This window comes from Burkholderia sp. AU28863, assembly GCF_002223195.1.
Classification (GTDB): Bacteria; Pseudomonadota; Gammaproteobacteria; order Burkholderiales; family Burkholderiaceae; genus Burkholderia; species Burkholderia sola.
On the sequence record NZ_NKFE01000007.1, the window covers coordinates 1 to 12424 of the forward strand.

Genomic DNA, 12424 nt, shown 5'->3' on the forward strand with positions numbered 1-12424 from the left:
CGAACTACGAGAAGGCGATCCAGTCGGCGTTCCGCGAAGTGTCGGACGGGCTTGCCGCACGCGGCACGTACGACCAGCAGATCGCGGCGCTGGAGCGCAACGAGCACGCGCAGCAGCGTCGCTTCGACCTGTCGGACCTGCGTTACAAGAACGGTGTGGACAGCTACCTGTCGGTGCTGACCGCGCAGACGGATCTGTACTCCGCACAGCAGTCGCTGATCAGCGCGCGCCTGGCGCGCTGGACGAACCTGGTCGATCTGTACCGCGCGCTCGGCGGCGGCTGGATCCAGCGCGCGGGCGAAGCGCCGCGCGCGCCGGATGCACCGGTCGACTACCAGACGGCAACGAACGGGTAAGCACGACGGAAGCATGGCCGAAGCGGCAGGCCGCGCCTGTCCACTGAACCGAAGGGATGTGAAAAGGAAAACGCCACGGACACAAATCCGTGGCGTTTTCCTTTGTACCGTCGCCGCGTGGGACGCGGCATTCCGTTACGCGTGCTTCGTCCAGAGCGTTCGGCCGAAGAACGTGAGCGTGCGGTCCCACGCCGTTTCCGACCACACCGGATCGAACTGCGTGCCGGCGATGCGGCCGGGGCCGACGGCCGTTTCGTTCGCGAACGCATGGTGCGCGAGATAGCGATGGAATTCGAAGCCGACCTTCGCATCGGTCAGCTTCTTTTCCAGTGCGTCGACCTGGTCGATCGTGAAGAACGCATCCTGCGTCGCCCAGTGACCCATCAGCGGCACCTTGAGCTTGGCCGGATCGATGTAGTCGAGCGGCGGCAGGCCATACCACGTGACGCCGGCGTCCGCGTCGGCGTACTGCAGCGACAGCAGCGTGAGGGCGCCGCCCATGCAGTAGCCCGTCACCGCGACCCGCGGCGCCAGCGTCTTCAGGTAGGCGACCGCGCCGGGAATGTCCTGCGACGCGGCGTCGCCGAAATCGAGGCCGGTCATCAGGTGGTGCGCTTCTTCCTCCTCGACCGTCGACTTGCCGCGATACAGGTCGGGCACGAGCGCGAAGTAGCCGCAGCGCGCGAGACGATCCGCGACGCCGCGAATCTGGTCGTTCAGCCCCCACCATTCCTGGATGACGACGACCGCGGGCGCGCCTTCGGTCCGTGCCGGCGTGGCGAGATAGCCCTGCAGTTCCTGGCCGTCCGGGCGGCGAAACGTGATCGTGGAACCGGATGTTTGAGACATGAAACCGCTCCTTTTCGAAAAATGCGCCGAGTGCGACATCGGGCCGGCCAGCGGGCGTCGTGATGCCGCCCGCGTTCGTGCTGGCCGACGCCGACCACGCGGCCATTCTATGCGCAAACACCGGACGCTTGCGTGAACGACGCCGCGCGGCACGCGAGCAACGAAAGGAGCGGACAACCGGAAAACGAACACCCCGCCCCGACGAACGGGAGCGGGGTGTCGCGTCTACGACGGGCGTATCCGGAATACGCCGGAAATACGCTGGCGGGTATCCGGTTTACTGACCGAAGTAGATCGAGTTGCGGCCTTCCTGCTTGACTGCGACCGCGCGGCCAGCACGCGCGCCGGCGGCTGCTTGCGCGCCGTAGCCGGCCTCATCGGCGTTCGTCACGCGGGCCTGTGCGGCTTGCAGCGCACGCGGGTAATACTGATCGGAGACTTCGGGCTTGTAGCCGGCCTGTTCGAGCTGGACGAGTTCCGCACGCACCTGGGCACGCGTAAGCTGGCCCGACGGATTCGATTGCGCGAATGCGCCGTACGACGCGGACAATGCGGTTGCGGCGACGACAGCAGTGATGAACGACTTCATGGTGACCTCCGGTTCTGTTGATTTCGCGCTTCGCTCGTTGCGTTCAGCGGTTGATTGCATCGTAACGATCGCGTTACCGGTCGGAAATACGCATTGCAGCGAATCATTATTGCAACTGGGTAAACGATTCGCGCAGCGCGCAATTTCATCTGATGATTGCCGGTGAGCCGGAGGAGGGGAAGGCGCGATGGGGGCGATCGACGCGGAACGAGCGGGTCGAACCATTGAATCGGATCCCGAAGTATTTTCGCGAGGCCGTCGGCGTCACTCATTCGGCGCCGCGCGTTCCCTCTCACGCAGCCAGGGTCGTCTGCCGTTTCCGATATTCGGCCGGCGTGATGCCGACATGCCGGGTGAACGCTCGCCTGAGCGTATCGACGTTTGCGAAGCCGCATTTCGCGGCGACCTGCTTCGGGGTGTCATGGCCGTTCTCGAGCAACTGGCGGGCGGCAGAGATGCGGGTCGCTTCGACCCACGCGGCCGGCGTCATGCCGACTTCCGCGCGGAACAGCCGCGCGAAATGGCGTGGGCTCATGCCGGCATGCTTGGCCATCTCGGCCACCGAATGTTCGAGTTCCGGATGGGCCGCGACCCAGCGCTGGACTTCCTGCAGCACCGAACGTCCGGCGGGGCGGGCTTCGCCCTTGCGGCTGAACTGGAGCTGCCCGCCCGGACGCTTGAAAAACATCACCAGTTGCGCGGCGACGCGCCGCGCGATCTCGCGGCCGAGATCTTCCTCGACCAGCGCGAGCGCGAGATCGAGCCCGGCCGTGACGCCCGCGCCGGTGCGCAGCTTGCCGTCGCGCACGTACAGCGCGTCGGCGTCCACGACGAGCGACGGATAGGCTTCGCCGAGTGCATCGGCGGCGGCCCAGTGCGTGGTGAGGTGACGTCCTTTCAGCAGGCCCGTGGCGGCGAGGATGAATGCCCCGGTGCAGATCGACCCGTAGCGTCGGCTCTGCACCGCCGCCGCGCGCAACCACGCGAGGACGTCGGTGCGCAGCGTGATCTGGCAGGCGTTCGGCGCGCCGGCGACCAGCAGCGTGTCGATGCGCTCGGGGATGTCGGGGGCGATCCAGTCGGGCAGCAACCGTGCGCCGGACGAGCTGCGGATCGCACCGGCCCCGCTCGCGATGACCCGCGACGCATAGTACGGCTTCCCGCATTCGACGTTCGCTTGCGCGAACACGTCGAGCGGCGCGGAGACATCGAGCAGCTGAACGCCCGGAACGGCAAAAATACCCACGACCTTCGGCATGATCGGTTGCGTGTCGTATCGAACGTGATGCGCAGCAGTATAGGGGCGCTTTCTTCACCGTGCCGGCACTGTGTCCGTTCGTCGCGCGAAATGGCAGGATTCGTCGTAACCAGCCTATTTGAGACACCTGTCGGCCCCCGGAGAATCGAGCGTGTCTTTCATGGAGGTCGATCATGACTGTGAACGTTGCCGGCATCACCCTTCCCGATACTCGACTGACGCGCGAGATCACCGAACTCGTGCGCGATACCGAATCCGAACTGCTGTTCCATCACTCGAGTCGCGTGTTCTATTTCGCGGCACTGGCAGGCCGACGCCGCGGGCTCGAGTACGACCCCGAGCTGCTCTATTGCGGCTGCATGTTCCATGACATGGGATTGACGCACCGGCACAGCAGCGCATGCGAGCGCTTCGAAGTGGACGGTGCCAATGCCGCCCGCGATTTTCTGAAGGCGAAGGGGATCTCGCAACAGGACATCGATGTCGTATGGACCTCGATCGCACTGCATACCACGCCCGGCATTCCGCAGCACATGCATCCGGTCGTCGCGCTGGTCACGGCGGGCGTCGAGATGGACGTACTGGGCCTCGCTTACCCGGAATACAGCGACATCGAGCGGGAAGCGGTCGTGCGCGCGCATCCGCGCACGCCGCATTTCAAGGAAGACATCATTCAGGCGTTCTACGACGGCATCAAGCACAAGCCCGGCACGACGTTCGGCAACGTGAAGGCCGACGTGCTCGCGGACAAGGATCCGCATTTCCATGCGGGCAACTTCTGCAGCGTGATCCGGTCGTCCGCATGGGCCGGCTGACCCTGGACGATCGGCTGCGCATCAGCCGCCGGTGATCGTCTACCCGGCGTACAGGAGGGGAAAAGAGGCGATTTCCTTGACTTGCGTATTACCGTTGGAAAATTGTTACGTGACAACTTCAGGTCATAGCGAACAGGATTTTATATACTGAATTTTTGTACCCCCTCATCGGAGGCGAATCTCCGATTCGCGCACCTCGAATACCGGTCTGTCAGCCCAATGGGTAAAGCCCGCCGCTCAACAGTCCGTATCTCGCCGGCAAAACGCCTATAATGGTGGGGCAAATTGCCGGAGAGAGGTCATGAGCACCATCGCTTTTCATCCTTCAGGCGTCGCGCACCCGCGTCAGGCCGAATTCACGATTCTCGAGCAGCTGCTGGCGATCCGGGTCCGCTCGGGCGCCGACCTGGCCGAGCTGGCGAGCGCGCGCGTCGACGTGTCGGTGATCGACCGGTTGTCGGAGCGCGGGCTGAAATCGGACGAGCTGGCCTTCATCATTCCGCGCCGCACGTTGAGTCATCGTCGGCAGGCGCACGAACGCCTGTCGCCGGAAGAGTCGGACAAGGCGATCCGTCTCGCGCGCATCGTCGCGCAGGCGGCGGCCACGTTCGGCGATCAGGACAAGGCGATGGCGTGGCTGCGCAACGGGCTCCAGCGCTTCGGCGGCCGCACGTCGCTCGACATGGCGAGCACCGAGCATGGCGCGCGGCTCGTCGAAGAGGCCCTCACGCAGATCGACGAGGGGTACTTCGCTTGACGACGCTGTGGCGGATCAGCAATTACGCCGATCTGAAAGGCATCGGCGGGTTGCGGGCCGGCGGGCGCTGGCATTTCGCCGGGCAGCCCGTCGTGTATCTCGCCGAGCATCCGGCGCTCGCGCTGCTCGAGACGCTGGTTCATTTCGAAATCGCCACCGTAGCGCAATTGCCGAGCGGATATCAATTGCTGCGTATCGAGGCGCCCGATTCGGTGGACGTCGCCGAAATCGCGGAAGGCGATGCGCCGGACGACTGGCGCACGAACGTCGACTGGACCCGCAGCGCGGGTACCGAGTGGCTGGACACGCAGCCGAGCGCGCTGCTGCGTGTGCCGAGCGTCGTCGTGCCGCACGCCCATAACTTCCTGTTGAACCCGCTGCATCCGGCCGCGTCCGACATCCGCATCGCGGAAGTGATGCAATCCCCGTACGACACGCGGATTCTGCGGCTGGTGCAGCCGAAGCCGGGCGAATAGCGCACCGGAGGAACGCGGTTCGCGCCGGCGGCGCGCGATCACCGCTCGCGGGCAGCGCGATCCGCGGCTGCATCGGGCGGCAGCGTTTGCCGAATGCGCGTGACCGTTCGCAGGCTGGCGAGACCGAGCATCGTCGTGACATCGGCATGCGCATGGCCGGCGAGCAGTTGGCGGCGCGCATACGTATTGCGCAGCACGCGCGGGCTCATGTCCGCTGCGCGAAAGCCGATCGCGTTCAGCGCATCGCGCACGACGAGCAGCAGGAACATGTCGTTCATTGCGCCCCCGCGCGGCGCGGGAAACAGCCGCGTCGAAGGCGGCACGTCGGTCGAGCGCGCACGCCATGCGGCGAGCGGCGCCACCGCGAATGCGGCGAGCGCGATCCGGCGCGCCGGCGGCGCGCGATTGCGCGGCACCGACAACACCGCTGGCCGCGCGTCGAGATCGAGTGCGTCGCCTGTCGCCGCGCGAATCTCGGCCGACGTGATGCCGCTCGCGAGCAGTAGCGCGACGATCGCGCGATTCCGGCAGTCGGCGGGCGTGTCATTCGCTCGAGGCTGCACATGGCGCTGCAGCGCCGCGTCGGCATCGGGCGGCAGGTAGCACGGCTCGGGCTCGCCGTCCGGCCATGCGAGATCGTGCGTCGATCGGCCGGCTGGATGACTCGTCCGCACACCGGCGTCGACCAGATGCCGGCCGAGCCGGTCGATCAGCTTCGCATAGCGCACGCGCGTCGACGTGCCGGGCGCGCAAGTACGGTCGAGTTCCGCGAGGAAGGCCGCAACGTGGTCGGGCCCGAACGTCGCGAGCGACACGTGCCGTGCGCTCAGGTGACGCAGGAATCGCTCGAACATCGCGACGTGCTGGACGATCGAACGCGGCGCGAACGGCCGGCGGCCGGCGCCGGTCGCGGCGGTTTCCTGCCAGGCGCGAAATGCGCCGACGGGGTCGTGAATCCAGCGATCCGTGTCCATCCCCGTTTTATAGCCGGACATGGTGACGCCGGCAATCGTCCCGACGGCCGATCGGGCGGCGCGCGACGAAGCAGGTGTGTCGGGGCGCGGCACGCATGTCGTCGACGCCGTCGTCGTTCATCGTCAGGTGGACGAGCACGCGCAGCAGCGTGATGAAGAAGCGGAACACGGGCGGCACGCCGTTCCATCGCTTCGACATCCATATCCGAACCGTTCGCCGCCGACCGACATGAAGGCGGCCTGCCACGGAAACCGCGCGTCAGTCACGACCGCAGGCGTCGTCAAGCGCGGGCAGCGTGCACGTGCCGCTGCGGTTACGCGTCGCGCGAAGGCACCGCAGCCGCGCTCGCATGTGCTTGCCCGCCCAGCCGTGCGAGCACGGCGAACGCCAGTTGCGTCGCGATCGCCGCGAGCGTGCCGGCCGCCATGCCGTTGCCGAGCACGATCTGCACGGGCGCGCCGAAATGACGATACAGGTTCGGCACCAGGATCGGCGCGAGGCCGACGACCAGTGCGGCTGCGAGCGTGTACTGGTTCGCGCGCGCGTGCAGGTCGATGCTCGCGAGCAGCCGGATGCCCATCACGCCGATCATCGCGAACACGACCAGCGCGGTGCCGCCGACCACGGCGGCCGGGATCGCGTACGCGAGCCGCGCAAGCGGCGCGAACAGCGCGATGACGATCAGCATCGCGCCGGCGGCGGCCGTCACGTAGCGCGAGCGTACGCCGGTCGTCTGCACGACGCCGATGTTCTCGGCGCTGGTCACGATCAGCGGCGTGCCGAACAGCGCGCCGGCCAGCGAGGCGAGCGCGTCGCCGCGTATCGTCTTCGGCACGTCGCGCCGGAGCGAAATCGGCTTGCCGCACGTTTCGCCGACGGCGACCGTCTGCGCGGTGGCCTCCGCCATCGAGATCGCGGTGAAAATCAGCAGCGGCAGCGCAGCCAGCACGTCGAAACGCGGCATCCCGAACGGGAGCCACACCGGATGCGTGAACAGCGGCCCGTGCCACACGTCGGCGAGCGCGGGCATCGCGCCGAGCGACCAGCCGAGCGTCGCGCCGGCCATCAGCCCGATCAGCACCGCGAGGCGCCCGGCCGTGCCGCGGAATGCGCCCGCGACGACGACGGTGGCGACGATCGTCGCGAGTGCGAGACCGAGCGCGCGCGGCTGCGCGAAGTCGGCCGAACCGGGCTGGCCGACGACGATCGTCGCGTAGATCCGGATCAGGTTGATCGACACGAGCAACAGCATCGCGCCGACGACGATGCGCGGAAAGAGCCGCAGGCAGCGCGTGAAGACGGGCAGCAGCACCCAGTAGAACGCGCTGGCGAGCAGCGCCGCGCCGGCCGCGGTCGGCAGGCCCGATTGCGCGGCGATGCCGGCGAACAGCATCGTCGGTGCGCCGCTGGGCACCATCACGAACGGCATGCGCGCGCCGATCGGGCCGGCGCCGAGCGATTGCAGCAGCGTGCCGATGCCGCACGCGAAGAACGTTGCGCCGATCAACTGAACCGTCAGGTCGGCCGGCAACACGAGCACCTTCGCGATCAGGAAGACGGCCGTGATCGGCGATGCGGCCATCGACAGCACGTGCTGCAGCCCGAACAGCGCGAGCTGCCACGCGGGGAGGCGGGCATCGACGGGTGCGGAGATCGGATCGTGCGACACGGCAGACTCCTCGGAAACGAACGGCGACGATGGCCGGAAACCGGCGGTGAACGAAAGCTCAGGTCCGTAGCCACGGCAATTGCGCGGCGCTGTAGCGGAACGTCTGGAACACGCTGTTCAGCTGTCCGGGGCCGGTCTTGCGCGCCGCTTCGTCCGGGTATTCGGCGAACCACGGGATCACGTATTCCCAGACGACCTCGCCGGCCGGCGTCACTTCGAACAGCCGGCCCGTCGACGATTCGGTGATGTGCGTGTTGCCGTTCGGCAAGCGCTGCGCGTTGCCCATGAACGGCGTGTAGAACAGGTTCACGACGTCGTCCGCATACGACCACACGACGCGCTGCGTCGCCGGATCGATTTCCACGACGCGCGAGAACGCGACGTGCGCGCCATGGCGGAAATTGCCGTTGTCGAACGCGAGGATGTTGCCGTTCGGAAGCGGCGCCGGCGCATGCTGGTGCGACACGACGCCGGGCCCGATGTGCAGGTCGACGCGGCCGGTTGCGCGGTGCACGCCGATGATGCCCGACGTCGTGCGCAGGCTCATCAGCACGCGGCCGTTCGCATCGACCGCGAGGCCGTTGACGAGCGGCCAGTGATAGCGGCCGAAGCCTGCCGCGATCGGAAAATCCTCGGGCCGCAGATGGTCGCGTGCGTGCCATTCCCAGACAATCCGGCCGGCGCGGTTCACTTCGCGGATCACGTCCGCGAACATCACCTCGTCGTCGCCATGCGCGGTGCCGCCCGGCACGCGCCGCGCGAACGCCGCGTCGACCGGCTCGCACGCGGCGTACAGCAGGTTGCCGTTCGGCAGCCACTGCGCGTCGTGGTGATGCGCGGGATCCTCGTAGCGCCACACGGTGTCGCCTTGCGGCGTGACCTCGTAGAAGTCGCCGCCGTGCCACATCGACCATGGTGCGTAGCGCGATTCGGAGTGCGGATGATTGCCGTTGTAGCCGAGGTTGCCGTTCGCGAGGATGACCGCGTGGCGGCCCGGGCGCACGGGCATCTTCCACTGGTGGACGACTGCGCCGTCGATGCCGACGAGATAGACGTTGCCGTCGCCGGTCTGCGGCGCGATGAGCGTATAGCCGCCCGCGGACAACGCGGGATCGTGGGCAATGAGGCCGACGCCGCGGCGGCGCTGGGTGATCTGGTCGACGGTTGTCACTGCGGTCTCCATTCGAATCGGATACGGGGATGCAGCGGAATCTAGACGATTCGCCCGGTCGGTAAAATCGGATTATTCTTGACGGCCTGTTCGGAAAAATCTAACGGATCATCATGCGTTCGATATCGCAGACATTCCGCTGTTTCGACGAAGTCGCGCGGCGCGGCTCGATTCGCAAGGCGGCGGATGCGCTGCACCTGACCGCCGCGGCAGTGCACCAGCAGATCCGCAATCTCGAGGAGCAGGTGGGCGTGCCGCTGTTCGACCGGTTGCCGCGCGGCATGCAGCTGACGCTCGCCGGCGAGATCGTGATCGCGGCCGTGCGGCGCGGCCAGCGCGATTTCGACAACGCGCTGACGCAGGTCGAGGACCTGCGCGCGCTGCGGCGCGGGCACGTGAATCTCGCGGTGCCCGCCTCGACGGCGGAAAAGCTCGTGCCCGACGCGATCCTCGCGGCGATGCAGCACTATCCCGGCGTCACGTACAGCGTGCGCTGCGGAAACGGCGAGCGCATCGTGCGCTGGGTCGAGACGGGCGAGGTCGACATCGGTTACGCGCTGCGCCGGCGTACCGCGGCGGGCGTCGTCGAGGTGCGCGCGTTCGCGCAGCCGCTGGGTGTCGTCACGGCGCCCGGCCATCCGCTCACGTCGACGGGCGGCAAGGTGCGGATGCGCGACTGCTTCGCGCATCCGCTGATCCTGATGACGCCCGACACGGAGCTGCGCGCGATGTTCGACCAGATCGATGCTCGGCAGCCGCGCAGCGTGCGGCCGCTGGTCGAAACCGGCTCGGTGTCGATGGTGCGGCGTCTCGTGGCCGAAGGCGCTGGCATCGGCTTCCTGATCGCGGAAAACGTCGCGGACGACGTAGCCGCCGGCCGGCTCGCGTGGACGCCGCTGGCCGATGCGGGCGCGCGCTCGTTCAGTTGCATCTACCAGCGGGCGGACACGAGCGCGACGGTCGCGATGACGATGTTTCTCGCATTCTTTTCCGAGGCGATCGACGCGATGGAGCACGGTTTCGCGCGCGGCGGCCGGGCGGCCGGCACGCGTCGCCGGGCGACAAGGTAACGACGTCACGATACGCCCATGCGCTGCAATGCAGCAGATAAAGCCGCATGCCGGTTCGGTGACGTTGCGTACACAACGTCCGGTTGCACGACGTCATTTCCTGATTGCGAAAAAAATTCCGTTCATGGGACTATCGAACGGGTCGCCCGCGCACCGAGGGGGGCGCGGGCGACAGGATGTCCATCGCAACGATCCGCACATCGGCAGACAATGAACAGAACAGCGATTTTTCCGTATGCGTCCGCGTTGCTCGCGGCTGCGTTGTTGACCGCATGCGGCGGCGACGTCGAGAACGAGGCGGGCCGCACGACCGCACCTTCCACCGATACGAGTTGTCTCGCGGTCGACAACAGCGGCGCGACGGTCGTGGTGGGCTCGAACCAGCCGGGCGACCCGTCGCTGCCGGAAGCGTCGTCGGGCTATCGCACCGGGATGAAGTCCGTCTATGCGAAAAGGTACCTGGTGGCCACGTCGAACGCGTACGCGAGCGCAGCTGGTTGCGCGGTGCTGAAGAAGGGCGGCACGGCGGCCGACGCGGCGGTTGCCGTGCAGGCCGTGCTGGGCCTGACGGTGCCGGAGGCGACGGGCCTCGGGTCGGGTGGCGTGCTGCTCTACTACGACGCGCGAGGCAAGACGCTGCAGGCGTACGACGGCCGAGAAACCGCGCCGGCCGCCGCGACGGAGAACTATCTGCGCTATGTCGATGACGCCACCGATCATTCGGCGCCGCTGCCGAACGCGCGCGCGAGCGGCCGCTCGATCGGCACGATCGGCGTGCCGCGGCTCGTCGAGGCACTGCAACAGGATCATGGCCGCTTGCCGTGGCAGAGCCTGTTCGGCGACGCGATCACGCTCGCGACCAACGGTTTTCCGATCGGCGGCCGGCTGGCCGACGCGATCGCGGCGAATGCCGCGAACCTGAAGCGCGACCCCGAAGCCGCCGCGTATTTCCTGAACGCCGACGGTTCGCCGAAACCGCTCGGCACCGTACTGAAGAATCCGGCCTACGCGCGCACGCTGTCGCTGATGGCGCAGTCGGGCGCGAATGCGCTGTACACGGGGCAGATCGCGCAGGACATCGTCGCGAAGATCGCGGTGACGAAGGGCGCGGACGGCTCGACGCTCACGCCGGGCAAGACGACCGTCGCCGATCTGGCCGCGTATCAGGCGAAGCGCCGCGAACCGGTGTGCACGACCTATCGCAGCTACTGGGTCTGCGGGATGCCGCCGCCGTCGTCGGGCGGCATCGCGGTCGCATCCGCGCTCGGCATTCTAGAGAATTACGACTTGAAGTCGTTGAAGCCGACGGCGATCGATCTCGAAGGCGGCAAGCCGACCGTCGCGGGCGTCCACCTGATCACCGAGGCTGAGCGGCTCGCGTATGCCGACCGCGACAAGTACGTGGCCGATACCGATTTCGTGCCGCTGCCGGGCGGCACGTGGGACACGCTGCTGAACAAACCGTACCTGAAATCGCGCGCGTCTCTGATCGACACGACCAAAAGCATGGGTACCGCGCAGCCCGGCAATCTCGGTGCGGTGCCGCTCGGCGTCGACACGACGCTGATCGAGCACGGCACGAATCAGTTCACGATCGTGGACGGCGACGGCAACGTGCTGAGCGCGACGACGACGGTCGAGTCGAGCATGGGCTCGTTTCACATGACCAACGGCTTCCTGCTGAACAACCAGCTGACCGACTTTTCCGCGAACCCGCTCGACGCGTCCGGCAATCCGGTGGCGAACCGCCTGCAGCCGGGCAAGCGGCCGCGCAGCTCGATGGCGCCGACGATCGTGTTCGGGCAGGCCGCCGACGGTTCGCGCGGCGACTTCGTGATGGCGACCGGTTCGCCGGGCGGCGGCACGATTCCGCAATACGTGGTCAAGACGCTGATCGGCGCGCTCGACTGGGGGCTCGACGCGCAGCAGTCGGCGGGCCTCGTCGACTTCGGCGCGAGCAACAGCCCGACGACCACGATCGGCGGCGAGCATCCGAACGTCAACACGGCGAACAACGGTGCGAACGATCCGCTGATCACGGGGCTGCTCGCGCTCGGGCACAAGGTGTCGACGTCCGCGCAGGCGAGCGGCGTCAACACGGTGATGCGCGTGACGGTCGGCCAGTCGCCGGCGTTGCAGGGCGGCACCGATCCGCGTCGCGAAGGCGTCGTGCTCGGCGATACGTTCCGGCCGTAACCGGGCGGAACGCGAACGGCCCCGGTCCGCTTGCTGGCGGCCGGGGCTGTGCATCATGACGAGGCCGCATCGACGGCCGCGCAAATCGCATCCTTCGGAATGCAGATGGAAGGGGCCGGCATGAAGCGCGCCTGCCGGCCCAAGCTGCACCAGTCAGTCGTCAAATACAGTGCCACCCGCCGCAAACCTCCGATTGTCAAACAGTGTGAGTCAATCGTCAGCATTTGCAACGGAAGTAACAGT

General features: G+C 67.2%; 13 protein-coding genes and 1 pseudogene. 7 read left to right on the forward strand and 7 right to left on the reverse strand.

What is annotated here, in order from left to right; translation table 11 throughout:
• On the forward strand, positions 1–356 hold a 356-nt coding region (locus CFB81_RS29665), incomplete at its 5' end, for a TolC family protein (RefSeq protein ID WP_143328648.1).
• A gap of 135 nt (positions 357–491) precedes the next feature.
• Here CFB81_RS29665 and CFB81_RS29670 read toward each other — a convergent pair.
• On the reverse strand, positions 492–1205 hold the full coding sequence (locus tag CFB81_RS29670; RefSeq protein ID WP_069619573.1) for a dienelactone hydrolase family protein: 714 nt from the start codon (positions 1203–1205) through the stop codon (positions 492–494).
• A gap of 277 nt (positions 1206–1482) precedes the next feature.
• Positions 1483–1794, reverse strand: coding sequence for a DUF4148 domain-containing protein (locus CFB81_RS29675; RefSeq protein WP_069619574.1), 312 nt, complete (start codon positions 1792–1794; stop codon positions 1483–1485).
• Here CFB81_RS29675 and CFB81_RS35840 point away from each other — a divergent pair.
• Positions 1781–1960, forward strand: coding sequence for a hypothetical protein (locus CFB81_RS35840; protein ID WP_124505065.1), 180 nt, complete (start codon positions 1781–1783; stop codon positions 1958–1960). The two genes, CFB81_RS29675 and CFB81_RS35840, sit on opposite strands and share 14 nt — an antisense overlap.
• 126 nt (positions 1961–2086) lie before the next feature.
• Here CFB81_RS35840 and CFB81_RS29680 read toward each other — a convergent pair whose 3' ends face one another.
• On the reverse strand, positions 2087–3052 hold the full coding sequence (locus CFB81_RS29680) for a GlxA family transcriptional regulator (RefSeq protein ID WP_089437548.1): 966 nt from the start codon (positions 3050–3052) through the stop codon (positions 2087–2089).
• A gap of 173 nt (positions 3053–3225) precedes the next feature.
• On the opposite strand from CFB81_RS29680, the gene CFB81_RS29685 reads away from it, so the two are divergent.
• The 3 genes from CFB81_RS29685 to CFB81_RS29695 all read left to right on the forward strand — a co-directional run bounded on the left by CFB81_RS29685 (position 3226) and on the right by CFB81_RS29695 (position 5100).
• Entirely contained in the window at positions 3226–3867 is a 642-nt protein-coding gene (locus CFB81_RS29685; RefSeq protein ID WP_069619576.1) for an HD domain-containing protein, read from the forward strand.
• A gap of 301 nt (positions 3868–4168) precedes the next feature.
• Positions 4169–4624, forward strand: coding sequence for an antitoxin Xre/MbcA/ParS toxin-binding domain-containing protein (locus tag CFB81_RS29690; RefSeq protein WP_050018210.1), 456 nt, complete (start codon positions 4169–4171; stop codon positions 4622–4624).
• Positions 4621–5100, forward strand: a complete 480-nt coding sequence (locus CFB81_RS29695; protein ID WP_089437549.1) for an RES family NAD+ phosphorylase — start codon at positions 4621–4623, stop codon at positions 5098–5100. Before CFB81_RS29690 ends, CFB81_RS29695 begins: the two co-directional genes overlap by 4 nt.
• A gap of 38 nt (positions 5101–5138) precedes the next feature.
• Here the strand turns inward: CFB81_RS29695 and CFB81_RS29700 are convergent, their stop codons facing one another.
• The 4 genes and pseudogenes from CFB81_RS29700 to CFB81_RS29715 form a co-directional block, all read right to left on the reverse strand.
• Positions 5139–6074, reverse strand: coding sequence for a tyrosine-type recombinase/integrase (locus tag CFB81_RS29700; RefSeq protein ID WP_089437550.1), 936 nt, complete (start codon positions 6072–6074; stop codon positions 5139–5141).
• 85 nt (positions 6075–6159) lie between these two features.
• Positions 6160–6320, reverse strand: a pseudogene (locus tag CFB81_RS29705) (DUF2165 family protein); the annotation flags it as partial.
• A gap of 68 nt (positions 6321–6388) precedes the next feature.
• The gene (locus CFB81_RS29710; RefSeq protein ID WP_089437551.1) at positions 6389–7744 is read right to left on the reverse strand and encodes a uracil-xanthine permease family protein; all 1356 of its coding nucleotides are present in this window, start codon (positions 7742–7744) and stop codon (positions 6389–6391) included.
• A gap of 58 nt (positions 7745–7802) precedes the next feature.
• Positions 7803–8927 (reverse strand): aryl-sulfate sulfotransferase, encoded by a 1125-nt coding sequence (locus tag CFB81_RS29715; RefSeq protein WP_069619580.1) that lies wholly within the window; start codon positions 8925–8927, stop codon positions 7803–7805.
• Between the two features lie 101 nt (positions 8928–9028).
• On the opposite strand from CFB81_RS29715, the gene CFB81_RS29720 reads away from it, so the two are divergent.
• Both CFB81_RS29720 and CFB81_RS29725 read left to right on the forward strand, forming a co-directional pair.
• Positions 9029–9985, forward strand: a complete 957-nt coding sequence (locus tag CFB81_RS29720; protein ID WP_069619581.1) for a LysR family transcriptional regulator — start codon at positions 9029–9031, stop codon at positions 9983–9985.
• A gap of 210 nt (positions 9986–10195) precedes the next feature.
• Positions 10196–12181, forward strand: a complete 1986-nt coding sequence (locus CFB81_RS29725) for a gamma-glutamyltransferase family protein (RefSeq protein ID WP_089437552.1) — start codon at positions 10196–10198, stop codon at positions 12179–12181.
• The last annotated feature ends 243 nt before the right edge of the window (positions 12182–12424 follow it).

Excerpts from the sequence above, each read along its gene's own strand:
- CFB81_RS35840 (WP_124505065.1), top strand. The coding sequence starts at position 1,781 with ATGAACGACTTCATGGTGACCTCCGGTTCTGTTGATTTCGCGCTTCGC.
- CFB81_RS29680 (WP_089437548.1), bottom strand. The coding sequence starts at position 3,052 with ATGCCGAAGGTCGTGGGTATTTTTGCCGTTCCGGGCGTTCAGCTGCTC.
- CFB81_RS29685 (WP_069619576.1), top strand. The coding sequence starts at position 3,226 with ATGACTGTGAACGTTGCCGGCATCACCCTTCCCGATACTCGACTGACG.
- CFB81_RS29725 (WP_089437552.1), top strand. The coding sequence starts at position 10,196 with ATGAACAGAACAGCGATTTTTCCGTATGCGTCCGCGTTGCTCGCGGCT.
- CFB81_RS29720 (WP_069619581.1), top strand. The coding sequence starts at position 9,029 with ATGCGTTCGATATCGCAGACATTCCGCTGTTTCGACGAAGTCGCGCGG.
- CFB81_RS29715 (WP_069619580.1), bottom strand. The coding sequence starts at position 8,927 with ATGGAGACCGCAGTGACAACCGTCGACCAGATCACCCAGCGCCGCCGC.
- CFB81_RS29670 (WP_069619573.1), bottom strand. The coding sequence starts at position 1,205 with ATGTCTCAAACATCCGGTTCCACGATCACGTTTCGCCGCCCGGACGGC.
- CFB81_RS29675 (WP_069619574.1), bottom strand. The coding sequence starts at position 1,794 with ATGAAGTCGTTCATCACTGCTGTCGTCGCCGCAACCGCATTGTCCGCG.
- CFB81_RS29690 (WP_050018210.1), top strand. The coding sequence starts at position 4,169 with ATGAGCACCATCGCTTTTCATCCTTCAGGCGTCGCGCACCCGCGTCAG.
- CFB81_RS29700 (WP_089437550.1), bottom strand. The coding sequence starts at position 6,074 with ATGGACACGGATCGCTGGATTCACGACCCCGTCGGCGCATTTCGCGCC.